Genomic DNA, 25,897 nt, shown 5'->3' with positions numbered 1-25,897 from the left:
AGTTTTCGCAACCTGTCCCCACCTCGTCGAAGGGCACCCATGAGCACGGCAGCACCCGCGGCGAAGCGGGATCGCACCCATTACCTCTACATCGCCGTCATCGCGGCGGTGGCGCTCGGCATCGCGGTCGGCATCCTGTTCCCCGAGGTCGGCAAGGAACTGAAGCCGCTCGGGACCGGGTTCGTGAACCTGATCAAGATGATGATCTCGCCGATCATCTTCTGCACGATCGCGCTCGGCGTCGGCTCGGTGGCGAAGGCCGCGAAGGTCGGCCGCGTCGGCGGGCTCGCACTCGGCTACTTCCTGATCATGTCGACGGTCGCGCTGGTCATCGGCCTGGTCGTCGGCAACATCCTCCAGCCCGGCACCGGGCTGCACCTGACCCCCGAGATCGCCGAAAAGGGACAGGACCAGATCGCCAAGAGCGAGGGCACGGTCGACTTCCTGCTCGGGATCATCCCGAAGACGCTGGTCTCGGCGTTCACCGAAGGCGAGGTGCTGCAGACGCTGCTGGTCGCGCTGCTCGCCGGGTTCGCGCTGCAGAAACTGGGCACGAAGGGCGAGCCGATCCGCCGCGGTATCGAGCACATCCAGCGGCTCGTGTTCCGGATCCTGGCGATGATCATGTGGGCGGCCCCGGTCGGCGCGTTCGGCGCGATCGCCGCCGTCGTCGGCGAGACCGGCTGGAAGGCGCTGCAGAGTCTCGCGGTGATCATGCTCGGCTTCTACATCACCTGCGCGTTGTTCGTGTTCGTGGTGCTCGGGCTGATCCTCGGCCTGCTCGCCAGGGTCAACATCTTCAAGCTGCTGAAGTACCTCGGCCGCGAGTTCCTGCTGATCCTGTCGACGTCGTCGTCGGAGTCGGCGCTGCCGCGGCTGATCGCGAAGATGGAGCACGCGGGCGTCTCCAAACCGGTCGTCGGCATCACCGTGCCGACCGGGTACTCGTTCAACCTCGACGGCACCGCCATCTACCTGACGATGGCGTCCATCTTCATCGCGGACGCGCTCGACAAACCGCTGACCATCGGCGAGCAGATCTCCTTGCTGGTGTTCATGATCATCGCGTCGAAGGGCGCGGCCGGGGTCACCGGCGCGGGGCTCGCGACGCTGGCGGGCGGGCTGTCCTCGCACCGGCCGGAGCTGGTGGACGGTGTCGGGTTCATCGTCGGCATCGACCGGTTCATGTCCGAGGCCCGCGCGCTGACGAACTTCGCGGGCAACGCCGTCGCGACCGTGCTGATCGGCACTTGGACCAACGAGATCGACCGCGAGCAGCTGGACCGGACGCTGGACGGCCGATCCCCGTTCGACGAGGCGACGCTGCTCGATGAAAACGCGAGTGATGCCGGCGTGGAATCGGGTAAGAAGGAGACGTGATCGAATGTGCGGTCCGCTGGTCCCCGCCCCTGCCCGCCGAACCCCGGTTCCTGGCCCTGCTCGATGAGCTGGAGCAGGGCCGATACGGAAACTACCGCCAGGACATCGACAAACGCCGGTTCCTGACCGGCCGGGTCCTGGCGAAGACGGTCGCCGCCGAGCGGCTCGGCATGGCCGTCGAGGACGTGGGCTTCGACGCGACCTGTGACGACTGCGGCAAACCGCACGGACGGCCCAGGGTCCCCGGCGCGCCGCTGATGCTGTCGATCTCGCATTCCGGCGAGCTCATCGGCGTCGCGGCCACGGCGGGGACGCCGGTCGGCCTCGACGTCGAGACGGCCACCAGGCGGGCCGAGGACTCGCTCATGGAGTACGCGCTGACCCCCGCCGAGCTGGCCGCGATCTCCGGGCTGTCCGACGACGAGCGCACGACGGCGTTCTTCACCTACTGGACGCGCAAGGAAGCCGTCATGAAGGCCACCGGGAAGGGACTCAAGATCCCGCTGCAGAGCATCACGTTCTCCGGCTACGACGAGCAGGCGCGGCTGGTGCGGTCGAGCCACCAGGCCCTCGACCCGGACCGGACCCGGCTCGCGGACCTGAAGGCGGCCGAGGGCTACCGGGCCGCCGTCGCGCTGCTGACCTCGGACGACATCTCGGTCACCGAAGACTTCGCGACCCTCTAGATCTCCAGGCCCATGGCGGCCAGCAGGGTGCGGAACTTCGCCGAGGTCTCGTCGAGTTCGGTCCGGGGGTCGGAGGCGGGCACGATGCCGCCGCCGGCGTACAGCCGCATGGAGGTGTCGGCGATCTCCGCGCACCGGATCCCGACGGCCCATTCGCCGTCCCCGGCCGCGTCGACCCAGCCGACGGCGCCCGCGTAGTACTCGCGGTCGAACGGCTCCAGCTCCTGGACCAGCGAGCGCGCGGCCTCGGTCGGCGTGCCGCAGACGGCGGGAGTGGGATGCAGGGCGGCGGCGAGGTCCAGCGCGGTGATGTCCTGGTCGATCAGCTCACCGGTGACCGTGGTCGAGAGGTGCCAGATCGCCGGGGTCGAGACGAGTTCGGGGCCGCGGACGTCGAGCGTGCGGCAGAATGGCCGCAGGATCTCGACGACGGACTCGACCACGACGGCGTGTTCGACGTGGTCCTTTTCGGACGCCAGCAGCGCCTCACCGTTCGCCTTGTCGATCGCCGGGTCCGCGGACCGGGGCATCGACCCGGCATGCGGCCGGGACACGACGGCGCCGCCGGTGCGGGAGAGCAGGAGTTCGGGAGTGGCGCCGACCAGCGTGCGCCCGCCGGGCAGCTGCGCGGCGTAGGTGGTGTGCCGGGGGTTCCCGTTCGCCAGGTTCCGGACGACGTCGGCGACCGGAACGGCCTCGTCGAAGTCGAGATCGAGCGCGCGGGCCAGGACGACTTTGCGCAGGTCACGGTCGCTCAGCGCGGCGACGGCCGCGCGGACGGCGGCCAGATGCGCCTCGGGTTCTGGCACGGGAGTGACCTTGACCGGCTGCGGAAGCGCGGTGCGCGGCGGGACGGCCGCGTGGTCGGAAGACGCGCGATGGATCGCCCGGGGCAGGACCAGATGCCCCGGCAGCGAGGTGGTGTCGAAGGGCAGCACGCCGACCGCGATCGACGCGCCCGAGTCGGTGAACAGCCCGGGAAGCGCCCCGGACAGCCGCGACGGCTCGGTCTCGGTCGCGGTGGCCACGGCGCCGCTCGCGAGGAGCGCGTGCCGTGCCGTGGCCAGGAGGAAGTCGCCCCGCTCGTAGCGGGCGGCCAGGTCTGCCGGGGTCGCCGGTGCGGTACTGGTCGTCACCCCACCAGCGTCCCAGGCTCCGGCTGAGACCAGGGGAAAGTGTTGCCCGGGCAACAGCCTCTCAGGCAACACCTTCCCCCGGACAGCCCGTGACCTGGGTGGAAGCGTTACTTCAGCGCCTCGAGAAGGGCCTCACGCTGCCGCTCGCCCAGGCCGGCGGCACGCCGGTCCGGGTCGATCCCGGCCTGCTCCAGCAGGGCGGCGACCTTGACCGCGCCCAGGCCGGGCACGGCCTTCAGCAGCTGCGTGACCTTCGTCTTGCCGATGGTCTTGTTCTCCTTGGCCTGCTTGAGCACCTTGTCGATGCTCTCCTTGCCGGACTTGATCGACGCAAGCAGCTCGGAGCGCGCTTTGCGAGCCTCAGCCGCCTTGGCGAGGGCATCGGCGCGCTGCTCCGGAGTCAACGTGGGCAGAGCCAACGTAGTAGTCCTTTCATCTCAGGTCTCCGCTTTCGCGGCCGACGGCCTTTAAACCATGCTTGCAAGAGCAAGCGCTGGCCAGCCGTCTCTGTACCACGGCTCCAGTAAACGCCACCCGTTCCCCGGCCGTGAAACCGACACGCACTTATTACCCTTCGACCACGCCGTGGGCAACCCGCCCCAGCCTGCGGAAACACGCCGTTCGAGCGGCGATTCGCCCGCGTTCATCACCCTTATGAGCGATGCCATCACTTCGCACAGTCGGCCATTTTTCGTTTCATGGCAGGAAAAATACGAATTATTGATGATCTTGATCCGAACTGGCGAACACCCGTTAGCGCGACACTGTGACCGAACGGTTGCCTGCGATGTTACTGACCGGTTCACCCCTCCCGGATTAGAGTCGGCGCAACCCCAGTTCACCGGAGAACGAGCACCACGGGAGTACGCGATGTTGAGCACGATGCAGGACGGGCAGCTGTCACTCGGCAGGCTCCTCCGCCACGGCACCACGGTGCACTCCGAAAGCGAAGTCATCACCTGGACCGGTTCAGAAGCCCGTCGCGAAACCTACGGCGAGCTCGGCAAGCACGCCGCCCGGCTGGCCAACGCCCTCCGGAGCCTCGGTATCACCGGTGACCAGCGGGTCGGCACCTTCATGTGGAACAACGCGGAGCACATGGCCGCGTACCTGGCCATCCCGGCCATGGGCGCGGTGCTGCACACGCTGAACATCCGGCTGTTCCCGGAGCAGCTCGTGTTCGTCGCCAACCACGCCGAGGACCAGGTCGTCATCGTCGACGGCACACTGATCCCGCTGCTGGCCAAGCAGCTGCCCGAGCTGAAGACCGTGCGTCACGTCATCGTGGCCAACGGCGACGCCTCCGCCCTGACGGCGCCGGACGGCGTCCAGGTGCACTCCTACGCCGAACTGCTGTCGGGCCAGCCGGACACGTTCGACTGGCCCGACGTGGACGAGCGCTCGGCCGCCGCGATGTGTTACACCTCGGGCACCACGGGTGACCCGAAGGGCGTCGCGTACTCCCACCGGTCGATCTGGCTGCACTCCATGCAGGTCACGATGTCCGACAGCATGCGGCTGGCCCAGCACGACAAGGCCCTCGCGATCGTCCCGATGTTCCACGCGATGGCGTGGGGGATGCCATACGCGGCGATGATGGTCGGCGCCTCGCTGCTGATGCCGGACCGCTTCCTCCAGCCCGCGCCCATCGCACAGATGCTCGAGGCCGAGAAGCCGACCTTCGCCGGCGCCGTCCCGACGATCTGGCAGGGCCTGCTGTCCCACCTCGACGCGAACCCGCAGGACATCTCGCATCTCCGCGAGGTCGTCGTCGGCGGATCGGCCGCGCCGCCGTCGCTGATGCACGCGTTCGAAGACCGCTACGGCGTGCCGATCCTGCACGCCTGGGGCATGACCGAGACGTCGCCGCTGGGCAGCGTCGCGCGTCCGCCCGCCGCCGCGACCGGCGAGAAGGCGTGGGAATACCGCTACACCCAGGGCCGGTTCCCGGCGTCCGTCAGCGCCAGGCTGATCGGCGACAACGGCGAGGAACTGCCGTGGGACAACGAAAGCGTCGGCGAGCTCGAAGTGCAGGGCCCGTGGATCGCGGCGTCGTACTACAGCGGCACGAGCGGTGACGAGCCCGACCCGGAGAAGTTCCACGACGGCTGGCTGCGCACCGGCGACGTCGGCAAGATCAGCCCCGACGGCTATCTCACGCTGACCGACCGTGCGAAGGACGTCATCAAATCCGGCGGCGAGTGGATCTCCTCGGTGGATCTGGAGAACCAGGTGATGGCGCATCCCGCGGTGGCCGAGGCGGCCGTGGTCGGCATCCCCGACGAGAAATGGGACGAGCGCCCGCTGGTCGCCGTCGTGCTCAAGGAGGGCCAGAACGTCACGGCCGAGGAACTGCGCGAGTTCCTGTCCGACAAGGTCGCGAAGTGGCAGCTCCCGGAGAACTGGACCTTTGTGGACGAAGTCCCGAAGACCAGTGTCGGCAAGTTCGACAAGAAGCGGCTGCGGGCGTTCCACTCCGAAGGCAAACTCGACATCAGTCAGCTCTAACGGGTTAATCTCCCGCGCGCCTGCCCTTCCGTGAAGGCCATCTTGAGGGACGCTGTTCCCTGAAGATGGCCTTCACTGCGTTCGGCGAAGGGTTTTGTTGGTGCGTAAGACAAACAGGCGAACGTTCCTGGCGCTGGCGGGGACGACCCTGCTCTCCGCCTGCGGGTCCAACACCTTCCAAACAGGCGGTGTCCAACCAGGGAAGCCTCCCCCTTCGACGGCCTACTCCGCCGGGGTGACCAGGCCGAAACCGAAACCGGTGGATCTCACGCAGTGGTATCACCCGTATCCCGAAGCCGGCGTCCAGGAAGCCGTTAAGCGCTACGCGGCCGCGTACCAGAAGTCCAAGGTCGCGGTGCAGTGGAATCCCGACGACTACGAAACGAAACTGAACGCCGCACTGCAGGCGGGCCCGGTCCCCGACGTCTTCGAAGGCCAGGTCACCGTCGACCGCGTCCGGCAGAACCTCCTCGTCCCGCTGGACGACGTGATCGGGCCCGTGCGCGGAGATTTCAACCCCTCGGTACTCGCGGCACAGACGGTCGACGGCAAGACCTACGGCATCCCGCAGGCGCTGGACACCCAGGTCCTGTTCTACCGCAAGAGTTTCCTGCAGGAGGCGGGGGTCCAGCCGCCGCAGACGCTGGACGAACTCGTCGACGCGGCGAAGAAACTGTCCAAGGACGGCGTCAAAGGACTGTTCGCCGGCAACGACGCGGGCGCGGCGGCGCTGGCCGGTCCGCTGCTGTGGTCGGCCGGGCTCGACTACGTCAAGGACGGTAAATCCGTCGGCTTCGACGATCCGCGTGCCGCCACGGTGTTCACGAAACTGCACGAACTCAACGGTTCTCTGCTGCTGGGCGCTTCGACGGACTGGCCGGATCCGCTCCCGTTCATCGACGGGCTCACCGCCATGCAGTGGACCTGGCTGTGGAACCTGCCGAAGATCCAGGACACCGTGAAGGACGACTTCGGTGTCCTGGCGTTCCCCCGGCTCGACGCGGCGGGCGCGCCGTCCGTCCCGGTCAGCGGGTTGAGCGCGATGGTGCATGCCAAGAGCCTGAACCCCAACGCCGCCAAGGACTTCGTCAAATGGCTGTGGCTGGAGCGCGTCGACTTCCAGCAGGAGTTCGCCACCAGGTTCGGTTTCCATCTGCCCGCACGGCTGAGCGTGCTCGACAAGGTCACCGCGGCGGCCGACGCCGCGAAGCTGGTCAAGGAGAACGGCCGCGCCGCCGGTCCACTGTGGACACCGACGGCGAACACCGCGCTCGTCGACGCGCTGGGCCGGATCGTCCGCGACGGCGCCGACGCGGTCGCCGAGACGAAGGCCGCCGTCGAGGCCGTCAAAGCCGAACTGGGCCGCCTGGTCGCGTGAGCCGCCGCGAACGCACGTAAGCGACGATCAACACGATCGACAGGATCACCGCGCCGCCGTCGGTGACCAGGGACGGGAGCACACCCGGCCAGCCGTGTTCCGCGATCGCCGCCTGGTGCACTTCGAACGGCACGACGTACACGCCGAACGCCTGTCCGACATTGACCGCGAGCACCGGCCAGAACAGCCATGACCATCGGAACCACGCCAACAGGCCGAGCGCGTTTCCGACGATGAAGACGTTGCCCACCAGCCGCAGCGCGCCGATATACGCAGGTGCGTCGGCGGTGTCCACCCCCTTGAGCCGCATGCTCGCCTCGATCAGGTCCAAATCGACGATCACGTAGTTCTGCAGCGTCGTCCCGACGACGAAAATGATCGAGCACAGCACTGTGACCAGGCGGATCTTCGGTGTCCAGAGCATCACTTCCCCCTTTCCCTATCAGTGATAGAGACGAATCTATCACTGATAGGGTCCTCGGGTGGCTCGCAAAGGCTCGCTCGACCTCGCCAAGATCACCGAGGCCGCCGTCGAACTGCTCAATGAGGCCGGTCTCGCGGAACTGAGCACCCGGCGGCTGGCGGCGAAGCTCGGCGTCAGCTCGCCGACGCTGTACTGGCATGTGAAGGACAAGGCCGAACTGCTGGACCTCGTCGCCGAGGCGATCTGCGCCGACGCGATCGAGATCGACGCCGACCTGCCGTGGCGCGTACAGCTCGCGAGCGGGCTTCGCCAGTTCCGCGCCCTGCTGCTGCGTCACCGGGACGCGGCCGCGCTGCTGCGCGAGCGGCCACCTACCGGACCGCACCGGCTGGGTCATATCGAGACGACCGCGCGGGTCCTTTTGGAGGCAGGGTTTTCCGAAGAGGACACCGCGGGAATCTCCCGGCTGCTGACCGCGCACGTGCTCGCCTCGGTGGAAACCCTCCCCGCGCGGAAGCCGGATGAGGGGTTTCTCGAACGACTGGCGGCCTACCCGCACGTGAGCAGGCTCGGCCCGGCTTTCGCGACACAAAGCAGCGAAGACCTGTTCGAGCTGGGCGTCGAGGTGATCCTGGACGGGCTCGAAAGCCGGCTCTAGTCCCCGGAGACGCCCCAGATCGCCAGCTCCACCGCGACGTCGTTCTCGTACAGCAGCGCGCAGTTCGCGCTCCAGCGCGGGCGGCGTTCGTACGGCAGCCGCCCAGCCTTGTCGAGTTCGTCGAAGTCGGCGACGGACGGCTCCTCGGTACCGAAGGCGGCGACGAGTTCGGCGTCGGTCAGGGGGCGGATCGTGCCGAAGTCGTCCTCGCCCGTGGCGCTGATGAACTCGTGGACGTCCAGCACGGAGTGGGTCCCCGACTCCTGGACGCTCTCCACCTCGTACAGCTCGTCGATCGAGTCCGGGCGGCCGAGTTCGTCCTCCTCCCAGAGGTAGTCGCCCTCCTCGAAGACGCGTGCCTTCATCGCGTCCAGCGCCGCTTCCGGATCGCCGTCGAACCGGCCGCGGACGGACCAAGCCGAAGCGCCCACCTGGCCACCTCCCACGCTCGCCAAGCGGCCAGCGTAACCAGCCCGCTTGGCTTCCCGGACATACCGCCGAACGTGACAAATTTTCGCATTACCCTTTTCTGGCGTTCACCTCACGGCTAACGTCGTGCGGCATCGTCCTTCCGCGACATCCATCCGCGACGACTGGGGGCACCGCCATGTCCGTCATCTCGAGGCGCACCTTCACCACGGCGGGCGCCGCCGGCGTCGGCCTGCTGCTGTGCACGCCGACCGCCAACGCGCTCGACCGGGCGCTGGCGCGCACCACGACCCGTGCGGTGCGCACCGCGGGCACCACGCTCGAAGCCGCGGCGGCCCCGCTGAAAACCGGTCCTGGCTACACGCGGCTGACCGCGGGCCCCGGCTGGCCGCTCGTCGTCCGCGGCGACCTGGCCGCGCCGAAGTCCGGCCGCGACGACCGGCGCCGCGCGATGGCGTCCTTCGCGCAGTTCACCGACCTGCACTTCACCGACGCCGAAAGCCCGGCGCGGTTCGAATACCTGCACCCGTTCGTCGGCTCGGCGCACCGGCCGCAGGAAACCCTCGGCCCCGTCGCGACGACGGCGTTGGTCGAGCGGGTGAACAGCCTCAAAGCGGGCCCGTTCACCGGACGGCCGATCGACTTCATGGTCACCACCGGCGACAACACCGACAACCACGAGCTGATCGAGCTCGAATGGTTCCTCAAGGTGCTCAACGGCGGCACGGTGAACCCGACCTCGGGCAACCCGAACAGGCACGAAGGCGTCCAGACGTCCGGGTCCGCGCACTACTGGAACCCCGGCAAGACGCTGGACGACGCGTACACGAAGAAAGGCTTCCCGCAGCTGCCCGGCCTGCTCGGCGCGGCCTCGAACACCTTCACCTCGCCCGGCCTCGACGTCCCGTGGTTCTGCACCTTCGGTAACCACGACGACAGCATCGTCGGCACGGTGCCGGATCTGCCGGGGATGGACGCCTGGTACACCGGCCGCTTCAAGGTGATCGGCAAGGACGAGACGACGTCGCGGAAGCTCGCCAAGGCGATCGGGTCCGGCTCCGGCGTCCCGGTCACGGAGCTGTTCGGCGGCTCGGGCACGATCCGCGAGATCACCCCAGACGAGCGACGGCGGCCATTCAGCACCGCGGAGTTCGTGCGGCACCACCTCGATTCCGCCAACACCGGGCCCGGCCCGGTCGGCCACGGGTTCAGCGAGAACAACGCCGACGGGCGCAACGTGTACTACACCTTCCGCATCGCGCCGGGTGTCGTCGGCATCAGCCTCGACACCACGACGATGGCCGGGCTGGCCGACGGATCGATCGGGCTCGGGCAGTTCACCTGGGTGGAGAACACGCTCAAGCGCAACAGCTCGACGTACTACGACTTCTTCGGGCGCAAGGTCACGCAGAACGTGACGGACGAGCTGTTCATCCTGTTCAGCCACCACACCAGCGACACCATGGGAAACGTGCTGCCGGACGCGCGCCACCCGCTGGAGATCCGGCTCAACGGCGACACGTTCGTCTCGCTGCTGCACCGGTTCCCGAACGTGCTGGCGTGGGTCAACGGGCACACGCACCACAACAAGATCACGCCGCACGTCGGCAAGACCGCGAAGCAGGGCTTCTGGGAGATCAACACCGCCTCGCATATCGACTTCCCGCAGCACGCGCGGATCATCGAGGTCGCCGACAACGCCGACGGCACGTTGTCGCTGTTCACAACCCTGATCGAGGCGGAAGCGCCGTACGAGGTGGAGTACTCCGACACCTCGACGCAAGCGCTTGCGTCGCTGTACCGGGAGTTCTCGTACAACGACATCCACGCCTCGCTTTCCGCCGTAGGCACCGCCCAGGACCAGAACACGGAACTCCTCCTGCCGAACCCGCTCGCCTGAGTCACGCCCTCGTGCGATCGGGGGTAACTGTTTACATACCTCGCGCGACCGGCGAAAATCCCTTCCCTACTGGGTGGACACGAGGGATGGAGCGGGGATGCGCATACGAGGGCTGGTCACGCTGCTGACGATCGCGACGATGACCGCGGTGACGGCACAGACGGCGGAGGCCGGTCCGGGCCGCCCGGACGACGAGTCGATCGACTACCACGAATGGTCCGGCCACCATGGTTTCCGTGACGGCAGGCTCGAAGGGCTCGGCCTCGACCACGGCGCGCTGCGCATCGACCGCCCGATCGGCACGATCGAGCACACCGAACCCACGCTCGGCACCACGAAGACCTACGAATACGGCCAGTGGACGTCGCGGAGTCACCCGCAAGGCTTCGACGCCTCCCAACTGGTCGCCTCGTGGAACGCGAAGACGCCGGCCAAGACGTGGATCAAGGTCGAAGCGAAGGGCCGCACCGCCACGGGCACGGAGACGTCCTGGTACGTCATGGGCCGGTGGGCCAGCGGGGACGCCGACATCAAACGCACCAGCGTCGACGGCCAGAGCGACGCCAGCGCCGCGGTCGACGTCGACACGCTGGTCATGAAGGCCGGTGTCGCGCTCCGCTCGTACCAGCTGCGCGTCAGCCTGTACCGCGAGGCCGGCTCCCGCGCCACGCCGTCGGTGACGTCGGTCGGCGCGATGACGTCGCTCGTCCCGGACCGCTTCGAGGTCAAGGCGACGAAACCGGGCCGCGCCACCGGCATCGAGCTCAAGGTGCCCGCCTACGCGCAGAACCTCCACAAAGGACAGTTCCCCGAGTACGGCGGGGGCGGCGAGAACTGGTGCAGCCCCACGTCCACCGAGATGGTCGCCGAGTACTGGGGCAAACGGCCCAAGGCCGAGGACATGAAGTGGATCCCGGAGGGTTACGTCGATCCGACCGTCGCGTACGCCGCCCGCTACACGTTCGACTACGCCTACGACGGAACAGGCAACTGGCCGTTCAACACCGCGTACGCCGCTTCACTCGGACTGCGTGGGCACATCACCCGTTTGCACTCCTTGAATGAACTCGAGAACTACATCGCGCGCGGCATCCCGGTGATCACGTCGCAGTCGTTCAAGGCCGAGGAACTCGACGGCGCGGGCTACGGCACCGCCGGGCACATCATGGTCGTCGTCGGCTTCACGAAGGACGGTGACGTGATCGCGAACGACCCGGCCGCCAACAGCAACGACCGGGTCCGGAACGTCTACAAACGACACCAGTTCGAGACGATCTGGCAGCGCACCAAGCGGTACAACACGAATGGCGGCGTTTCCAGTGGCCCCGGCGGCGTCGCTTACATCATCACGCCTGGGCACTGAATCGGTTCCCCACCCGAGCGGATGTCGCGATCCCGGTCGTCTTCGTGGCAAGCTGCGAAGTCGACGACTCGGAGGTGGGCATGCCGTACGAGGTCCCCGGCGTGGTGACGTGGTGAAACTCTTCACCGACGCCGATTTCCCGGCCGATCCGTACCCGGGCGCGCGGCCGGGGCATTCGTTCGTCCACTTCGACGGCGCCGGGCACAGCCTCGACACCGCGCCGGAGGGCTGGCGCGAACGCCAGGCCGTGCTCGCCTATGGCTCGAACGCGTGCCCGTCCAAGATCACCTGGCTGCGGGAGAACATGGACCTGACCGGTCCGGTCGTCGTCTGCAACGCGCGCTGCACCGACCTCGCCGCGGTCTGGGCGTCCGGCCTCCGGTTCCGGGACGGGCAACGGCCCGCGACGCTCGCCGCCGCGCCGGGTGTCGTCGAGGAGCACTCCGTCTGGTTCGCGACGCCGGAGCAGCTCGCCGTCCTCGATCGCTGCGAGGGCAAAGGACAGCGCTACAACCTGGTGCGCTTGACCTCCCCCGCCATCACCCTCGACGACGGCACGGTGCTCGACGACGTCGTGGCGTACGTCGGCGCCGCGGACATCCGCCTGCCGATCCTGGTGGACGGCAGGCATATCCGCGTCGCCGACCTCGAACAGCGCCGGGCCGCGGCGCTGGAAGGGATCCCCGCCGAAACGCACGGTCTGGACTGCACGCTGGTCGAGGCCGGGACGCTGGTCAGAGAAGCTTCCCGGGATTGAGGATCCCGGTCGGGTCGACGGCCTTCTTCGCCGCCCTCAGCACTTCGACGCCGAGCTCGCCGATCTCCGCCGCCAGATAGCGCGCGTGGTCGACGCCGACGGCGTGGTGATGCGAGATCGTGCCGATCCCGGTGATCGCCTCCGACGCCGCCGCCTTGGCCCGCTGCCATTGGCCGACCGGGTCGGCCTCGTCGCGGGCGGTGAGCACGGTGAAGTACAGCGACGCGCCCGTTTCGTAGGCGTGCGAAACGTGGCACATGATGATGGCGTTGCCGAGCGTCGCGGTGAGCGCGGCACGGACGGCGTCGCGCAGGTCGCTCAGTTCCGTCCAGTACGCGGCGGTTTCGAGGGTTTCGACGCAGACACCGTTGTCCATCAAGGCATCCCGTTGCCGAGGACCGGAGAACCGGCCGCGGCGCCAGGATTCGCCGAGCGCGGCCCCGATGCGGACGGCTCCGAACCGCTCCAGGACGCGGGTGGTCTCCTGACGACGCCGGGCGACCTCGCGCTTCGACGCGCCCTCCCAGCCGACGATCAGCAGGCAAGGCGCGTGGACTTTCCGTGCCTTGAGGTACCGGCGGAGCGCCTTGGTCTTCAAACTGTCGTTGAGCGCCAGCGAAACCTCGCTCTCGTCCACATCGGACAGTCGCGTGACGTCCGCCAGCACGTGCCGCTGGGCGAGTTCGCGGACCGCGTCGGTGCCCTTCTCCCAGCCATCCAGGACATAACCCTCGTAACGGCGCACTTCCGGCACCGGGCGGACGCGGAGGGCGACCTCGGTGATCACGCCGAGCGCGCCTTCGCTGCCGATGGCCAGATGCCGCAGGTCCGGTCCCGCGGCCGACGCCGGCGCGACCCCGAGTTTCCATTCCCCGCGCGGGGTCGCGAGCCGGACACCCGAAACCATGTCCTCGAACCGGCCATAACCCGACGAAGCCTGCCCGGCGGACCGGGTGGCGGCGAATCCGCCGATGGTGGCGCGTTCGTAGGACTGGGGAACGTGCCCGAGGGTGAAGCCGTGCGCGGCGAGCAGCCGGTCCGCCTCCGGGCCGGTGACGCCCGCCTGGAGGACCGCGATCCGGGAGACCGGGTCGACGGAGACCAGTTCGCCGAGCCTGGTGAGATCGAGCGCGATCACCGCGCTCTTGTCCCCGCGCAGCGCCGAAACCCCGCCGACCACCGACGTCCCGCCGCCGAACGGGACGACGCCGACGTCGTGCCGTGCACAGATTTCCAGTACTGACTGGACTTCGGCGGGATTCTCCGGCAGGACGACGGCGTCCGGCACCGGAAAATCACCGAACCCGCGCCGCCGTACCAGGTCCAGATAGGACAGACCACTGGCCCGCGCGAGCCGTTCACCCGGCGCCAGCAGGACTTGATCGGCGCCGACGAGTTCCTCGAGGTCTCGTTTCGGCTGTTCGCCCAGCGCCGAATCGGGAACGGACAGCGCCGAATCGGGCGCGAGGGGCGCCGCGGAGCCCAGCGGACCGATACGCTGGACGAGCCACCTCAAGGCCTTCGCCGGAAGGTGGGCCGCGTCACCGCCCTCGGGCGTCCAGGATCGTCTTAACCGGTGGTCAATAAGCTCCGTCACGACTACAGTGTTACATATGGACGTAAAACGTCACTCACCTGCGGAAACAGGCGTTTCGGCGCTGGCGGACACCCGGTCCCGCCAGGCCTCCACGCGTGTGTCCGACGACGTTCTGCTCGACGCCGCGAAGAAGTGCGTGCTCGCCGTCGGCGTGCGGCGGACCACCCTCGCCGAGATCGCCCGTACCGCGAAGGTCAGCCGGATGACCGTCTACCGGCGGTTCCCGGACGTGCGCAGCGTGCTCGCGACCCTCATGACCCGTGAGTTCGGCGGCCTGCTTCAGGGCGCCGCCGAGCCGGAGGTCGAGCCCGCCAACTTCCGCGAGAAGCTCGTGCAGAGTTCCGCCACCGCCGTCGCCGCGCTGTCGGGCGACCCGTTGTTCCGCACCCTGCTGGATCTCGACTCCGAACTGGTCCTGCCCTACATCGTCGAGCGGCTGGGGAAGACCCAGCGTTTCGCCGAGGGCGTGATCCTGCACCTGCTGAAGTCGGGCCACGAAGACGGTTCGATCCGCAAGGGCGACCTGCCCTCGCAGGCACGCACGCTGCTGCTGCTCATCCAGTCCTTCGCGTTCTCCTACCGCCCCGCCACCGCGGACGTGAACGAGAAGGAGCTGATGGCGGAGTTCGCCCACGTGCTCGACGCGGCGTTGCGGCCGTGACGCCGGGCTCGCTCAACGCCCTGCGGCGCGACCGGGAACTCACGGCGCTGGCCGGCGGCGAGCGGGTCGATCTGGTGGTGGTCGGCGGCGGTGTCACCGGCGCGGGGATCGCGCTGGACGCGGCCGCGCGCGGGCTGTCGGTGGCCCTGATCGAGGCGTACGACCTGGCATACGGGACGTCGCGCTGGTCCAGCAAGCTCGTCCACGGCGGCCTCCGGTACCTGGCCAAGGGCGATCTGGCGCTGGCGCACGAAAGCGCCGTCGAACGCGGGATACTGATGACCCGCACCGCCCCGCATCTCACCAGGGCGATCCCGCAGCTGTTCCCGATGTACCGCAAGACCTCCCGCGGCCAGCAGGCGTTCATCATGACCGGTCTCGTCGCCGGTGACGGCCTCCGCCGCGCGGCCGGGACCCCGGCGTCGGTACTGCCGCGGCCGAGGTCGATCCCGGCCGCGGAGGCGCTGGCGCTCGCACCCGGCCTGTCCCCGAAAGGCCTGCGCGGGGCGCTGCTGGCCTACGACGGCGCGCTGACCGACGACGCGCGCCTCGTCGTGAACCTGGCCCGCACGGCGGCGTCACGCGGCGCGAAGATCCTGACGAAGGTCGAGGCACTCCGGCTCGACGCGGAATCGGTGCTGGCCAGGGACAGGCTCACCGGGCAGGAGATCGAAATCCGCGCCCGCCAGGTGATCAACGCGACCGGTGTCTGGGCGGGCGAACTGGCGGAATCGGTGCGGCTGCGGCCTTCCCGAGGTTCGCATCTCATCCTGGCTTCGGGCGCGGCACGGATCGGCGCGACGTCGGTCAACGTGCCCGTCCCCGGCGAGAACAACCGCTTCGTCTTCCTGTTGCCGCAACCGGACGGCCGGGTGTTCGTCGGGGTCACCGACGAGCCGACCGACGGCCCGGTCCCGCGGGTGCCGTCCGTGCCGGAGTCCGATGTGGACTTCCTGCTCGAAGTGGCGTCGACGGCGTTCACCCGCCCACTGACGCGGGCCGACGTCGCGGGCTCGTTCGCCGGGCTGCGCCCCTTGGTCGAAGGCGGCGGACGCAGCGCGGACCTCTCGCGCAAGCACGCGGTGGTGACCGGCGCCGACGGCGTGCTCACCGTCGTGGGCGGCAAGCTGACGACGTACCGGAAGATGGCCGAGGACGCCGTCGACGCGGCACTGAAACGGTCCGGGCTCCTCGCCGGGCCGTCGACCACCTCCCGGCTTCCGCTGCTCGGCGCGACACCTCGAGACCGTCTGTCTACTGTGGACGCTCCGGCTCGGCTGGTCGCGAAGTACGGCACCGAAGCGCCCCGGGTCGCGGCGCTCGGCGAGGTCGATCCGGAGCTGGGCCTGCCCCTGTTCGACGGGACCGAGATCAGCGCGGCGGAAGTCGTCTGGGCCGTGCGGCACGAGGGTGCCCTCGACGTGGAGGACGTCCTGGATCGCCGCACGCGGCTCGGCCTGGTCACCCCGGACGCCGAGGCCGCCCGCGGCCGTGCCCAGGACCTTGTCGACAAATCGCTCGCCGGCCTCGCCTGATCTTCCGCATTTAGTCCTCTAAATGCGGTGGAGCGCGCCCTCAACTTGACGAGTCGTTGGGTTTTTGCAACAGTATGTTCCATGAGCCCGGTCAGACGCGGCAAAGAGCTGCCGATCTACAACCGGCTACCCGTGCTCCGGGCGGAGCGCGGACTGAGCAGGGCCGCCCTCGCGGCGGCCGTCGAGGTCAACCCGCAGACCATCGGCGCGCTCGAACGGGGGGACCACTACCCGAGCCTGGACCTGGCGTTCCGCATCTGCGCGGTGTTCGACCTCCCGGTCGAGGCCGTGTTCAGCCGCGAACCGTTCACGCCGCTGTCCACTCAGGTCTACCGGGAGGGGGGAACATGAGCGAGGAGCGAGGCCGCCTCGCGGCGTACTGGGAGCGCCAGCAGGAACGGCTGGACGAGTTGGAACGCAAGCGGGCGCTGAAGCTGCCGGCCTGGCGCACGCGGAAACGGCGGCGGACGTTGAGCGTGCTGGTGGTCCTCGGCGATCTGGTCCTGATCGCCGGAGCGGTCTTCTACCAGACAGGGGAGACAGGAGCCTTCCTCGTGTGCTGGCTCGGCGGGGGCCTCGTGGCGGGCGGCTCCCAGTACCTGCTGCGGATCCTCACCGGCAAGATGAGCGGCGGCTTTTCGATGCGGCTCGACGAACGCGAGCGGGAAATGCGCCACCGCGTCACCTATGTCAGCTACCAGATCCTGATGACGCTGATGCTGTTCGCGGTGCTGTACGGCCTCCTGGTCCCCGGCCCCAAGGGCGGCGGCGCGATGATGGCCTGCGCGCTGCTGGTCACCGGCTCCACGGTGGCTGTCGTCATCCTGGGCTGGTCGCTGCCGGATGACGATCCAGAAGACTTCGATGAGGTGACTCCGGCATGACCACCACCCGGACGCGATCGGACCGGCGTCGCCTCGCCGTCGCGGCCGTGATCGGCCACCTGGTCGTGATCGCCGGTGCCGCGCTGCTGCGCGAGCCGACTTTGTGGTTCGCCGTGGGCCTGATGGGGCCGGGGCTGTGTCTCTGCGTCGGCGCGGCGACGGTGCTGCGCAAGGCCGTCGGCAGACCCGGCTCCGCGGCGAAGGATCTCGACGAACGCGAACTGCTGCTGCGAAATCGCGCGCACTACGCTGCGTTCCAGGGGATCTGCGCGCTGATGCTGGTGGATCTCGGGTACGGGCTTTACGCGGCAGGACAACCGGACTCCGGTTCGCTGCTGTCCGCGATGACAGCGGCGTTGTTCGTCTTCGGGACGTCGCTACCGGCGCTTTGGCTCGCGTGGCGGCTGCCGGACGACGACCCCGAAGACTTCGAGGGGGTGGCTCCGGCATGACCGGGGACAAGAAGCGGCACAAGATGTCCATCGGCGTGGTCGCCGTCGTGCTGGTGGCGGGTGGGGTCCTCGCCGGCGCGGGCCGGGCGGTCCTGGTTTACCGGGCCACCTCGGTGGTGAGCAACGTCGAGCTGGACGGGCTGATCGAACGGAACCGCACGGTTTCCGGCGTCCATCGGGGATTCACGGCGCTGGTGCGGTATTTCGAGGAGGGGAAGTGGAAATGAGCGAGGGGAAGCTGGAGATCGACCGGATCTCCAAGAAGTACGGCGCGAAGGTCGCGCTGGACGAGGTGAGCTTCGAGGTCCAGCCCGGTGAGCTGTTCGGGTTCGTCGGCAGCAACGGCGCGGGCAAGACCACCACGATGCGGATCGTGCTCGGGGTACTCGCGGCCGACTCCGGCCAGGTGCGTTTCGACGGCGCCCCGATCACCCACGAGACCCGCACCCACATCGGGTACATGCCGGAAGAACGCGGGCTGTACCCGAAGATGAAGGTGCTGGAGCAGCTGGTCTACCTCGCCGAACTGCACGGGATGTCGACCAACGACGCCCACCGCAGCGCCGAGAACTGGATCGCCCGCCTCGGGCTGACCGAACGGCGCAAGGACGAGGTCCAGAAGCTGAGCCTCGGCAACCAGCAGCGCGTGCAGCTCGCCGCGGCGCTGGTGCACGATCCGAAGGTGCTGGTGCTGGACGAGCCGTTCTCCGGCCTCGACCCGCTGGCCGTGGACGTGATGAGCGGCGTGCTGCGCGAGAAGGCCGCGACCGGCGTGCCGGTGGTGTTCTCCAGTCACCAGCTGGATCTGGTCGAGCGGCTGTGCGACCGGGTCGGCATCATCCGAAGCGGACGGATGGTCGCCTCCGGCACCGTCGCGGAGCTCACCGCCGGCGCGGGCAACGGTCTCGTCGTCACCGCGCCCGCCGCCGCGCCCGGCTGGGCTTCGTCCGTTCCCGGTGTCCGGACGGTCGAGCAGAACGGCCCGACCACGATCCTCGAACTCGAGGCGGGCGCCGACGATCAGGCCGTGCTCGCCGCGGCGCTGGCCACCGGCCCGGTCACCGAGTTCAGCAAACGCAGGCGTTCGCTGACCGAGCTCTTCCGCGACGCGGTCGCGGAAAAGCCGGCGGCACAGGGAGTTTCCGCATGAACACCGTATCTTCGTGGCGCGCGGTCTGGCTCATCGCCAAACGCGAGCTGAACACCCGGCTGCGCACGAGGTCCTTCGTGATCGGCACCGCCGTGCTGCTGGTCATGCTGATGGGCTACGTCCTGCTGCAGTCCACGCTGATCAGCAACGAGGACAAGAGCAAGGTCGGGCTCACCGGCCAGACCGCCGGGATCGCGCAGCAGCTCAAGACCGCGGGCGAAGCGATCGGCGAGCAGATCGAGACCGTCACCGTCGCCGATCCGGCGCAAGGCCGGACGCAGATCGAGAACGGCGACCTGGACGCGTTGCTGTCCGGCAACGCCACCGAGCTGAAGGTGCTCGTCAAGTCCGAATTGGACACGAAGCTGCGTTCCCTGCTGAACGGCGTGTCCCAGCAGGAAGTGCTGAACGGCATCCTTTCCGAGGCCCAGAAGTCGCCGGACGAGGTGATGCGCACGGTCCACCAGACCCAGGTCGAGGTCGACTCGATCAAACCGCCGGACCCGGAGAAGGCGCAGCGGATGGTGATCGGGCTGATCGTGGCGGTGCTGCTGTACATGAGCATCGTGACCTACGGGACGCTGGTCGCGCAGGGCGTGGTCGAGGAGAAGTCCAGCCGCGTGGTGGAGATCCTGCTTTCCACCGTCCGGCCGTGGCATCTGTTGCTGGGCAAGGTGATCGGGCTCGGCCTGGTCGGGCTGACGCAGCTGGTGATCATCGGCGGCGCCGGGTTGATCGTCGCGTCGGCGACCAACGTGCTGACGCTGTCCGGGGTCGCGACGAGTGCGCTGCTGTGGGGTGTGGTCTGGTACCTGCTCGGGTTCCTGCTGTACGCCACCGTCTACGGCGCGATGGGTTCGCTGGTCTCCCGGCAGGAGGACACCCAGTCGGTGATCGGCCCGGTCAACATCGTGCTGATCCTCGGCTTCGTCGTCGGGTTCAATCTGCTGACGCAGGCGCCGGAGGGCACGGGCACGAAGATCCTGTCCCTGATTCCGCTGCTCTCCCCGGTGCTGATGCCCGCGCGGATCGCGGCCGGGACCGTGGAGGTGTGGGAGATCGCGCTGTCGCTGGGCCTGACCGTGGGCGCCATCGCCCTGTTCACCTGGCTGGGCGCGCGGATCTACCAGAACAGCGTGCTGCGGGTCGGCAGCCGGATCAAGCTCTCGGAAGCACTGAAGGGCTGACCCTTCAGGAACCTTTGATGGCGCCGTAGCGCTCCAAGGCGACCTGCCGTTCGTGCGCGTGGTCGACCATCGGTGCCGGATAGTTCTCGACGTTCTCCGGTTTGTGCACGGCTTTGCCTTGCACAAACCGGAGTTCGGGGACATAGCGGCGGACGTAGTCGCCGGCGGGGTCGAACTTCTCCCCCTGCGTGGTCGGGTTGAAGATCCGGAAGTACGGCGCGGCGTCGGTCCCGCTGCCCGCGACCCACTGCCAGTTCAGCTGGTTCGACGCGAGATCGCCGTCGACCAGATGTTTCATGAAATGCCGCGCGCCGAGCCACCACGGCAGATGCAGGTCCTTGACCAGGAAACTCGCCACGATCATCCGGACGCGGTTGTGCATCCAGCCCTCGGCGAGCAGCTGCCGCATCCCCGCGTCGACGATGGGGAACCCGGTGCGTCCCTCGCACCACCGCTGGAAAGCCTCATCGTCGCTCTCGTGTTCCATGGCGTCGAACCGGGAATCGTAGTTCTTCCGCGCGGCTTCGGGACGGTGCCACAGGACGTCGGCGTGGAACTCACGCCAGGCGAACTCACCGCGCAGCGCCTTGGCGCCGGACCCCTCGTTCCCGGCGAGATCGGCCAGCAGGGTGCGCGGGTGGACGCAACCCCAGCGCAGGTACGGCGAAAGCCTTGTCGTGCCGGGGCGATCCGGCCGATCGCGATCCTCGTCGTAGGTTTCGAGGCCGTCGTCCAGGAATTCGTGCCAGCGTTCCAGCGCCGCCTTCTCACCGGGCTCCGGCAGCTCCATTCCCTTGAGCGACGGGGACTTCGGAAGCTTGACGGACCGCAGCGGCTTCACCCAGTCCACTATGGACTTGCCGGTGTCCGCGGGCCGCGGCCAGCCGTGGCGTACCCACGCGCGGTAGAACGGGGTGAACACGCGATAGGGGTCGCCGTCGGGTTTGCTGATGCGGCCTGGCGTGATCGCGTACGAGGAACCGGTCTCCACCCACGCGATGTCGTGCTCCGCCAACGCCTTCTTGACCTCGTCGTCGCGGCGGCGGCCGTACGGGCCGGTGTCCGCGCTGACGTGCACCGCCGCGGCGCCGACCTCGCGCGCGGCCTTGACGACCTGCTCGGCGGGGTCACCCTTGACGAGCATCAGCCGTCCACCGAGCTGATCGTCCAGCGCCTTCAGGCAGCCGTGCAGGAACGCGACACGCGGGGCGCCGGAGGGTTTGAGGAGCGCGTCGTCGAGGACGTACAGCGCGAGCACGTGCTTGCTGTGCTTCGAGGCCTCCAGCAGGGCCGCGTGGTCTCCGAGGCGGAGGTCGCGGCGGAACCACAGCACTACCGGGGCTTCTCTGGTCACTCCCGAAACCCTAAGCGCGCTCCCCCGTCCCCGCACGCCCGGATGCAATGAAGGGGCCTTTCATAGCAAATTTTGCTATGAAAGGCCCCTTCATTGCACTTGCCGGCGGGGGATCAGCGCTCCGCGATGGGCGCGTAGTCCCGCGACGCGTAGCCGGTGTAGATCTGCCGCGGGCGGCCGATCTTGGTGGCCGGGTCCTGGATCATCTCGCGCCAGTGCGCGATCCAGCCCGGCAGGCGGCCGAGCGCGAACAGCACGGTGAAGTACTTCGTCGGGAAGCCGAGCGCCCGGTAGATCAGACCGGTGTAGAAGTCGACGTTCGGGTACAGCTTCCGCTCGATGAAGTAGTCGTCCGAGAGCGCGGTCTCTTCCAGCTTCTTCGCGATGTCGAGCAGCTGGTCGCCGCCCTTGAGCTTGGAGAGGATCTCGTCCGCGGTGTTCTTGATGATCTTCGCGCGCGGGTCGTAGTTCTTGTAGACCCGGTGCCCGAAGCCCATCAGGCGGACACCCTTTTCCTTGTTCTTCACGCGGGTGACGAAGTTCGCGACGTCGCCGCCCTCGGCCTGAATGCCCTCGAGCATGTCCAGGACCGCGCTGTTGGCGCCACCGTGCAGCGGGCCGAAGAGCGCGTTGATCCCCGCCGAGATCGAGGCGAACAGGTTCGCCTCGGAGGAGCCGACGAGGCGCACGGTCGAGGTCGAGCAGTTCTGCTCGTGGTCGGCGTGCAGGATGAAGAGCAGGTCGAGCGCCTTGGCGACGTCCGGGTCGACCTCGTAGGGCTCGGCCGGGAAGCCGAAGGTCATCCGCAGGAAGTTCTCGACAAGGCCGAGCGAGTTGTCCGGGTACAGCAGCGGCTGGCCGACGGACTTCTTGTACGCGTACGCGGCCAGGGTCGGGACCTTGGCGAGCAGGCGGATGGTGGACAGCTCCACGTTCGGTTCGTCGAACGGGTTGAGCGAGTCCTGGTAGAAGGTCGACAGCGCGGATACGGCGCTGGAGAGCACCGGCATCGGGTGCGCGTCGCGCGGGAAGCCGCTGAAGAAGGCCTTGAGGTCTTCGTGCAGCAGGGTGTGGCGCTGGATCTTCTCGGTGAACTCCGACAGCTGCGTCTGGGTGGGCAGCTCGCCGTAGATGAGCAGGTACGAGACCTCGATGAAGGTCGACTTCTCGGCCAGCTGCTCGATCGGGTACCCGCGGTAGCGCAGGATGCCGGCGTCACCGTCGATGTAGGTGATGGCCGACGACGCGGCACCGGTGTTCACGAACCCCGGGTCGTGGGTGATGTACCCGGTCGTCGCCAGCAGCTTCCCCAGCTCGATCCCAGGCGCGCCCTCGACCGGGTGGATCACCTTGAACTCGTGCTCACCATTGGGCAGGCGCAGCGTCGCGGTCTCGCCCGTCGTCGCGTCGGACATGTAAGTCCCTCTCACGTTCAGCACGGGCCGGCGGCGCCTGTAGGTTCCACAGGTACGCCCTCTTTCACGCGCGTGACCCACGGCCTCGCTGCACACCGCCCCGCTGGGGTATGAATTCCCCTCTACGCTAGTCGAGAATGGGGGCAACGCGCAGCGGGTGAGTTGCTCACAACAGCCCCTTTGGGACCAGGTTCACACGCTGGATGCCATATCGCCCGCCGTCGGCGGTTCGGCCCCGCTCCGCGAGACGGTGATCGACGCCGCTTTCGCCGCGAATTCGAGCGCGGTACGCCAGCCGTCGGCGTCGAGTGTGGACACGTCACGCACCCCGTTCGAGTACAGCCATGCCAGCAGGGCGCCCTGCACGGTGTCACCGGCGCCGATGGTGTCGACGACGTCGACCCGGCGTGACGGGACCTGCGCGATTTCGCCCGCTCGTGTGATGACGGACAACCCCTGCGCGCCCCGGGTGAGCACGACGGCATCGACTCCGCAAGAGGTCCAGACCTTTGCCGCGCCGACCGGGTCGGCGCCCTCGGCGAGCCATTCCGTGTCGTCGTCGGAGATCTTGAGCAGGCGGACATGCGGCAGCCAGGACTCGAACCTCGCCCGGTAGGCCGCCGGATCGGTGATCAGCGCCGCACGGATGTTCGGATCGAGCACGGTCAGGACGCCACGGGCGGATTCGCGGCGCAACACGGTTTCGTACGTGCTCGCGCCCGGCTCCAGGACCATGCCGAGGGTGCCGAGCGAGAGCGCCGTCACATCCTCCGGTAGCGGGCCGGGGTCGGCGACCAGCCGGTCCGCGGTGCCCTCGGTGTAGAAGGTGTACTGCGCGGAACCCTTGCCGTCGAGCGCGACCACCGCGAGTGTGGTCGGCTCGTTTCCCCGCTGCAGCAAGGCGGTGTCGACACCGGAGGCGTGAAGCCGGTCCACCAGCGCGACGCCGAAGCGGTCGTTGGAGACGCGCGAAAGGAAACCCGTCGGGACGCCGAGCCGGCCGGCGGCGAGCGCGACGTTGTAGGGACCACCACCCATCCGGGGCAGCAGCGCGCGCAACCCACCGTCCACAGTGGAATCCAACGGTGCACCGGGAACGAGGTCGACCAGCGCCTCTCCACCTACGACGATCACGGGCGCGATGCTAGCCGAGGCGACGGTGAGACCACCAGAATTGTCAGTTCAGGACATTTTTTGTCGCGATCCCGCCAAGGAGCAGTTCCGACAAAGCGGTGAACGCTTCGGCATCGGTCACCCCGGCGCGCTGACCGATGACACCGGTCTGGATTCCCTCGATGATCAGTCCCGCCATTTCCGCGATCAGCCGCGCGTGCACCTCACGGAAAACACCGTCGGTGACGCCGCGATCGATGAACGACCGGATCCGGCCCGCCGCGACCCGGCTGTTGAGCTGATACGCGTCCCGCGCCGGCGCGAATTCGGCGATGTCGGTCATGAAAGCGGCCGAAGCGCGATTCAGGTACTCGGAGATCCCGGCGAGGTACTCCCCGAGGATCTTGCGGGCGTCGTCGATCCCGGCGATCCGCTCCTCCAGCAGCTCGGCGGCGCCCTTGAAAAAGTGGGTGACGACCTTGACCGCGAGCTGCTCCTTGCTGGGCGCGAGCGCGTAGAGGGTCGACTTCGAGCAGCGGAGCCTGGCGGCCAGGTCGTCCAGCGTGAACTGGGAGAACCCTTCGGCGAGAAAGAGCGCTTCAAGCTCCGAGAGCAGTGCTCTCTGACGCGCGGTGGGCTGGCGGCGCGAGGTCATCGGATCACTATCCCCTACGCGAACGGTATCCCCCCAGCGCCGTCTACTGTACGCTGAATCAGCCCACAGTACTGTTTTTAGTACAGCTTGCCCGGAACAGCCCAGCTCGGAGGAGCCATGCCGGCGGACCGTCTGCTGCCCAGCACCGAGGCCCAGGATCTGATCGGCCTGGCCAAGGAGATCGCGCGCGAGGAGCTCGCCCCGATCGCGAGCAAGTACGAGGAGACCGCGCATTTCCCGCGCGAGCAGTTCCGGCTGCTCGGCCAGGCAGGGCTGCTCGGCCTGCCGTACTCGGAACGCTGGGGCGGCGGCGAGCTGCCGTACGAGGTCTACCTGCAGGTTCTGGAGGAGATCGCGGCCGCGTGGATGTCGGTCGGCGTCGGGCTCTCCGTGCACACGATGTCCTGCTTCGCGCTGGCGCACCACGGCACCGACGAGCAGCGTGACCGCTGGCTGCCTTCGATGCTGGAAGGCGACCTGCTGGGCGCGTACGCGCTCTCGGAGACCCACGCCGGCTCCGACGCTGCCGCCCTCTCGACCCGCGCGCGGCTCGACGGCGACCAGTACGTCGTGAACGGCACGAAGGCGTGGATCACCCATGCGGGCGAGGCCGACTTCTACACGACCATGGTGCGCACCAGCGACGACGGCGGCCAGGGCATCTCCTGCCTGCTCGTCGACGCGGCGACGCCGGGCCTCTCGGCCGCGCCGCCGGAGCGGAAGATGGGCCTCACCGGGTCGACCACGGCGCAGCTGATGTTCGAGGACGCCGCCGTCGACGCCGACCGGCGGATCGGCGAAGAGGGCCAGGGGCTCAAGATCGCCCTGTCGTCGCTCAGCTCCGGACGGCTGGGCATCGCCGCCTGCGCCGTCGGGCTCGCGCAGGCCGCGCTGGACGAAGCGCTCGAGTACGCGAAGGGCCGCACGCAGTTCGGGCGGCCGATCATCGAGTTCCAAGGACTGGAATTCCTGCTGGCCGACATGGCCGCGACCGTCGAAACCTCGCGTGCGATGTACCTCGACGCCGCCCGCCGCCGCGACCGCGGGCTGCCGTTCCAGCGGCAGGCGTCGATCGCGAAGCTCGTCGCGACCGACGGCGCGATGAAGGTGACCACCGACGCCGTGCAGGTCCTCGGTGGCGCCGGCTACACGAAGGACTTCCCGGTGGAGCGGTACATGCGGGAGGCGAAGGTGCCGCAGATCTTCGAGGGCACGAACCAGATCCAGCGCATGGTGATCGCGCGGGAGCTCCGGAAGGGCTGACTCTCCGCGCTG

At 68.3% G+C, this 25,897-nt stretch carries 26 protein-coding genes; 17 read left to right on the top strand and 9 right to left on the bottom strand.

What is annotated here, in order from left to right; translation table 11 throughout:
• Positions 1-39: 39 nt before the first annotated feature.
• Positions 40-1,380 (top strand): cation:dicarboxylate symporter family transporter, encoded by a 1,341-nt coding sequence (locus DMH01_RS39520; RefSeq protein WP_125684077.1) that lies wholly within the window; start codon positions 40-42, stop codon positions 1,378-1,380.
• Complete coding sequence (locus tag DMH01_RS39515; RefSeq protein ID WP_125684075.1) at positions 1,377-2,066, top strand: 4'-phosphopantetheinyl transferase superfamily protein; 690 nt, start codon at positions 1,377-1,379, stop codon at positions 2,064-2,066. The genes DMH01_RS39520 and DMH01_RS39515 overlap by 4 nt, the downstream gene beginning before the upstream one ends.
• On the opposite strand, the gene DMH01_RS39510 is transcribed toward DMH01_RS39515, so the two are convergent.
• Together DMH01_RS39510 and mihF are read right to left on the bottom strand one after the other, a co-directional pair.
• Positions 2,063-3,202 (bottom strand): isochorismate synthase, encoded by a 1,140-nt coding sequence (locus tag DMH01_RS39510; protein ID WP_125684073.1) that lies wholly within the window; start codon positions 3,200-3,202, stop codon positions 2,063-2,065. The two genes, DMH01_RS39515 and DMH01_RS39510, sit on opposite strands and share 4 nt — an antisense overlap.
• Before the next feature lie 107 nt (positions 3,203-3,309).
• Positions 3,310-3,621, bottom strand: coding sequence for an integration host factor, actinobacterial type (gene mihF / locus DMH01_RS39505; protein WP_005155963.1), 312 nt, complete (start codon positions 3,619-3,621; stop codon positions 3,310-3,312).
• Positions 3,622-4,072: 451 nt separating this feature from the next.
• Here mihF and DMH01_RS39500 point away from each other — a divergent pair, with 451 nt between their 5' ends.
• Both DMH01_RS39500 and DMH01_RS39495 read left to right on the top strand, forming a co-directional pair.
• On the top strand, positions 4,073-5,710 hold the full coding sequence (locus tag DMH01_RS39500; protein WP_125684071.1) for a long-chain fatty acid--CoA ligase: 1,638 nt from the start codon (positions 4,073-4,075) through the stop codon (positions 5,708-5,710).
• Positions 5,711-5,810: 100 nt separating this feature from the next.
• Positions 5,811-7,088 (top strand): ABC transporter substrate-binding protein, encoded by a 1,278-nt coding sequence (locus tag DMH01_RS39495; protein ID WP_125684069.1) that lies wholly within the window; start codon positions 5,811-5,813, stop codon positions 7,086-7,088.
• Here DMH01_RS39495 and DMH01_RS39490 read toward each other — a convergent pair.
• Positions 7,057-7,512, bottom strand: a complete 456-nt coding sequence (locus DMH01_RS39490) for a hypothetical protein (RefSeq protein WP_125684067.1) — start codon at positions 7,510-7,512, stop codon at positions 7,057-7,059. The genes DMH01_RS39495 and DMH01_RS39490 overlap by 32 nt on opposite strands.
• A 58-nt stretch (positions 7,513-7,570) precedes the next feature.
• Here DMH01_RS39490 and DMH01_RS39485 point away from each other — a divergent pair, with 58 nt between their 5' ends.
• A complete protein-coding gene (locus DMH01_RS39485; RefSeq protein WP_125684065.1) occupies positions 7,571-8,170 on the top strand; it encodes a TetR/AcrR family transcriptional regulator C-terminal domain-containing protein in 600 nt (199 codons plus the stop codon).
• Here the strand turns inward: DMH01_RS39485 and DMH01_RS39480 are convergent.
• Positions 8,167-8,616, bottom strand: a complete 450-nt coding sequence (locus DMH01_RS39480; protein WP_233621852.1) for a hypothetical protein — start codon at positions 8,614-8,616, stop codon at positions 8,167-8,169. The genes DMH01_RS39485 and DMH01_RS39480 overlap by 4 nt on opposite strands.
• A gap of 161 nt (positions 8,617-8,777) precedes the next feature.
• Between DMH01_RS39480 and DMH01_RS39475 the strand changes: the two genes are divergently transcribed.
• From DMH01_RS39475 to DMH01_RS39465, 3 genes are all read left to right on the top strand, one after another.
• Positions 8,778-10,499, top strand: a complete 1,722-nt coding sequence (locus tag DMH01_RS39475; protein WP_125684063.1) for a TIGR03767 family metallophosphoesterase — start codon at positions 8,778-8,780, stop codon at positions 10,497-10,499.
• Positions 10,500-10,596: 97 nt separating this feature from the next.
• Complete coding sequence (locus DMH01_RS39470) at positions 10,597-11,862, top strand: peptidase C39 family protein (RefSeq protein WP_199745792.1); 1,266 nt, start codon at positions 10,597-10,599, stop codon at positions 11,860-11,862.
• A gap of 109 nt (positions 11,863-11,971) precedes the next feature.
• Positions 11,972-12,619, top strand: coding sequence for a gamma-glutamylcyclotransferase (locus DMH01_RS39465; RefSeq protein WP_125684061.1), 648 nt, complete (start codon positions 11,972-11,974; stop codon positions 12,617-12,619).
• Here DMH01_RS39465 and DMH01_RS39460 read toward each other — a convergent pair.
• Positions 12,597-14,216, bottom strand: coding sequence for an FAD-binding oxidoreductase (locus tag DMH01_RS39460; RefSeq protein WP_199745791.1), 1,620 nt, complete (start codon positions 14,214-14,216; stop codon positions 12,597-12,599). The two genes, DMH01_RS39465 and DMH01_RS39460, sit on opposite strands and share 23 nt — an antisense overlap.
• A gap of 97 nt (positions 14,217-14,313) precedes the next feature.
• Between DMH01_RS39460 and DMH01_RS39455 the strand changes: the two genes are divergently transcribed.
• From DMH01_RS39455 to DMH01_RS39420, 8 genes are all read left to right on the top strand, one after another.
• Positions 14,314-14,877, top strand: coding sequence for a TetR/AcrR family transcriptional regulator (locus DMH01_RS39455; RefSeq protein WP_125684156.1), 564 nt, complete (start codon positions 14,314-14,316; stop codon positions 14,875-14,877).
• A complete protein-coding gene (locus tag DMH01_RS39450; protein WP_125684059.1) occupies positions 14,874-16,412 on the top strand; it encodes a glycerol-3-phosphate dehydrogenase/oxidase in 1,539 nt (512 codons plus the stop codon). Before DMH01_RS39455 ends, DMH01_RS39450 begins: the two co-directional genes overlap by 4 nt.
• A gap of 81 nt (positions 16,413-16,493) precedes the next feature.
• Positions 16,494-16,763: a helix-turn-helix transcriptional regulator gene (locus DMH01_RS39445; protein ID WP_034308595.1), complete on the top strand. Its 270-nt coding sequence runs from the start codon at positions 16,494-16,496 to the stop codon at positions 16,761-16,763.
• Positions 16,760-17,296, top strand: coding sequence for a hypothetical protein (locus DMH01_RS39440; RefSeq protein WP_125684057.1), 537 nt, complete (start codon positions 16,760-16,762; stop codon positions 17,294-17,296). The genes DMH01_RS39445 and DMH01_RS39440 overlap by 4 nt, the downstream gene beginning before the upstream one ends.
• Complete coding sequence (locus tag DMH01_RS39435) at positions 17,293-17,748, top strand: hypothetical protein (RefSeq protein WP_125684055.1); 456 nt, start codon at positions 17,293-17,295, stop codon at positions 17,746-17,748. The genes DMH01_RS39440 and DMH01_RS39435 overlap by 4 nt, the downstream gene beginning before the upstream one ends.
• On the top strand, positions 17,745-17,975 hold the full coding sequence (locus tag DMH01_RS39430; RefSeq protein WP_125684053.1) for a hypothetical protein: 231 nt from the start codon (positions 17,745-17,747) through the stop codon (positions 17,973-17,975). The genes DMH01_RS39435 and DMH01_RS39430 overlap by 4 nt, the downstream gene beginning before the upstream one ends.
• Positions 17,972-18,898, top strand: coding sequence for an ABC transporter ATP-binding protein (locus tag DMH01_RS39425; RefSeq protein ID WP_125684051.1), 927 nt, complete (start codon positions 17,972-17,974; stop codon positions 18,896-18,898). The genes DMH01_RS39430 and DMH01_RS39425 overlap by 4 nt, the downstream gene beginning before the upstream one ends.
• Positions 18,895-20,085, top strand: coding sequence for an ABC transporter permease (locus DMH01_RS39420; protein ID WP_125684049.1), 1,191 nt, complete (start codon positions 18,895-18,897; stop codon positions 20,083-20,085). Before DMH01_RS39425 ends, DMH01_RS39420 begins: the two co-directional genes overlap by 4 nt.
• Positions 20,086-20,089: 4 nt before the next feature.
• Here DMH01_RS39420 and DMH01_RS39415 read toward each other — a convergent pair whose 3' ends face one another.
• The 4 genes from DMH01_RS39415 to DMH01_RS39400 all read right to left on the bottom strand — a co-directional run bounded on the left by DMH01_RS39415 (position 20,090) and on the right by DMH01_RS39400 (position 24,622).
• On the bottom strand, positions 20,090-21,439 hold the full coding sequence (locus DMH01_RS39415; protein ID WP_125684047.1) for a deoxyribodipyrimidine photo-lyase: 1,350 nt from the start codon (positions 21,437-21,439) through the stop codon (positions 20,090-20,092).
• Between the two features lie 113 nt (positions 21,440-21,552).
• The gene (locus DMH01_RS39410) at positions 21,553-22,854 is read right to left on the bottom strand and encodes a citrate synthase (RefSeq protein WP_125684045.1); all 1,302 of its coding nucleotides are present in this window, start codon (positions 22,852-22,854) and stop codon (positions 21,553-21,555) included.
• Between the two features lie 192 nt (positions 22,855-23,046).
• Entirely contained in the window at positions 23,047-23,988 is a 942-nt protein-coding gene (locus DMH01_RS39405) for a carbohydrate kinase (protein WP_125684042.1), read from the bottom strand.
• Positions 23,989-24,031: 43 nt separating this feature from the next.
• On the bottom strand, positions 24,032-24,622 hold the full coding sequence (locus tag DMH01_RS39400; RefSeq protein WP_125684040.1) for a TetR/AcrR family transcriptional regulator: 591 nt from the start codon (positions 24,620-24,622) through the stop codon (positions 24,032-24,034).
• A gap of 117 nt (positions 24,623-24,739) precedes the next feature.
• Here DMH01_RS39400 and DMH01_RS39395 point away from each other — a divergent pair, with 117 nt between their 5' ends.
• Positions 24,740-25,885 (top strand): acyl-CoA dehydrogenase family protein, encoded by a 1,146-nt coding sequence (locus DMH01_RS39395; RefSeq protein WP_125684038.1) that lies wholly within the window; start codon positions 24,740-24,742, stop codon positions 25,883-25,885.
• The last annotated feature ends 12 nt before the right edge of the window (positions 25,886-25,897 follow it).

It is taken from the genome of Amycolatopsis sp. WAC 04182 (assembly GCF_003947465.1).
Classification (GTDB): Bacteria; Actinomycetota; Actinomycetes; order Mycobacteriales; family Pseudonocardiaceae; genus Amycolatopsis.
Note: the sequence above shows the minus strand (reverse complement) of the source record. Positions and strands in the feature narration are given on the sequence as shown.

Bases quoted from the DNA above. Each gene is read 5' to 3' on its own strand.
- DMH01_RS39520 (WP_125684077.1), top strand. From the start codon at position 40: ATGAGCACGGCAGCACCCGCGGCGAAGCGGGATCGCACCCATTACCTC.
- DMH01_RS39500 (WP_125684071.1), top strand. From the start codon at position 4,073: ATGTTGAGCACGATGCAGGACGGGCAGCTGTCACTCGGCAGGCTCCTC.
- DMH01_RS39490 (WP_125684067.1), bottom strand. From the start codon at position 7,512: ATGCTCTGGACACCGAAGATCCGCCTGGTCACAGTGCTGTGCTCGATC.
- DMH01_RS39475 (WP_125684063.1), top strand. From the start codon at position 8,778: ATGTCCGTCATCTCGAGGCGCACCTTCACCACGGCGGGCGCCGCCGGC.
- DMH01_RS39470 (WP_199745792.1), top strand. From the start codon at position 10,597: ATGCGCATACGAGGGCTGGTCACGCTGCTGACGATCGCGACGATGACC.
- DMH01_RS39445 (WP_034308595.1), top strand. From the start codon at position 16,494: ATGAGCCCGGTCAGACGCGGCAAAGAGCTGCCGATCTACAACCGGCTA.
- DMH01_RS39440 (WP_125684057.1), top strand. From the start codon at position 16,760: ATGAGCGAGGAGCGAGGCCGCCTCGCGGCGTACTGGGAGCGCCAGCAG.
- DMH01_RS39435 (WP_125684055.1), top strand. From the start codon at position 17,293: ATGACCACCACCCGGACGCGATCGGACCGGCGTCGCCTCGCCGTCGCG.
- DMH01_RS39430 (WP_125684053.1), top strand. From the start codon at position 17,745: ATGACCGGGGACAAGAAGCGGCACAAGATGTCCATCGGCGTGGTCGCC.
- DMH01_RS39425 (WP_125684051.1), top strand. From the start codon at position 17,972: ATGAGCGAGGGGAAGCTGGAGATCGACCGGATCTCCAAGAAGTACGGC.
- DMH01_RS39420 (WP_125684049.1), top strand. From the start codon at position 18,895: ATGAACACCGTATCTTCGTGGCGCGCGGTCTGGCTCATCGCCAAACGC.
- DMH01_RS39410 (WP_125684045.1), bottom strand. From the start codon at position 22,854: ATGTCCGACGCGACGACGGGCGAGACCGCGACGCTGCGCCTGCCCAAT.
- DMH01_RS39400 (WP_125684040.1), bottom strand. From the start codon at position 24,622: ATGACCTCGCGCCGCCAGCCCACCGCGCGTCAGAGAGCACTGCTCTCG.
- DMH01_RS39395 (WP_125684038.1), top strand. From the start codon at position 24,740: ATGCCGGCGGACCGTCTGCTGCCCAGCACCGAGGCCCAGGATCTGATC.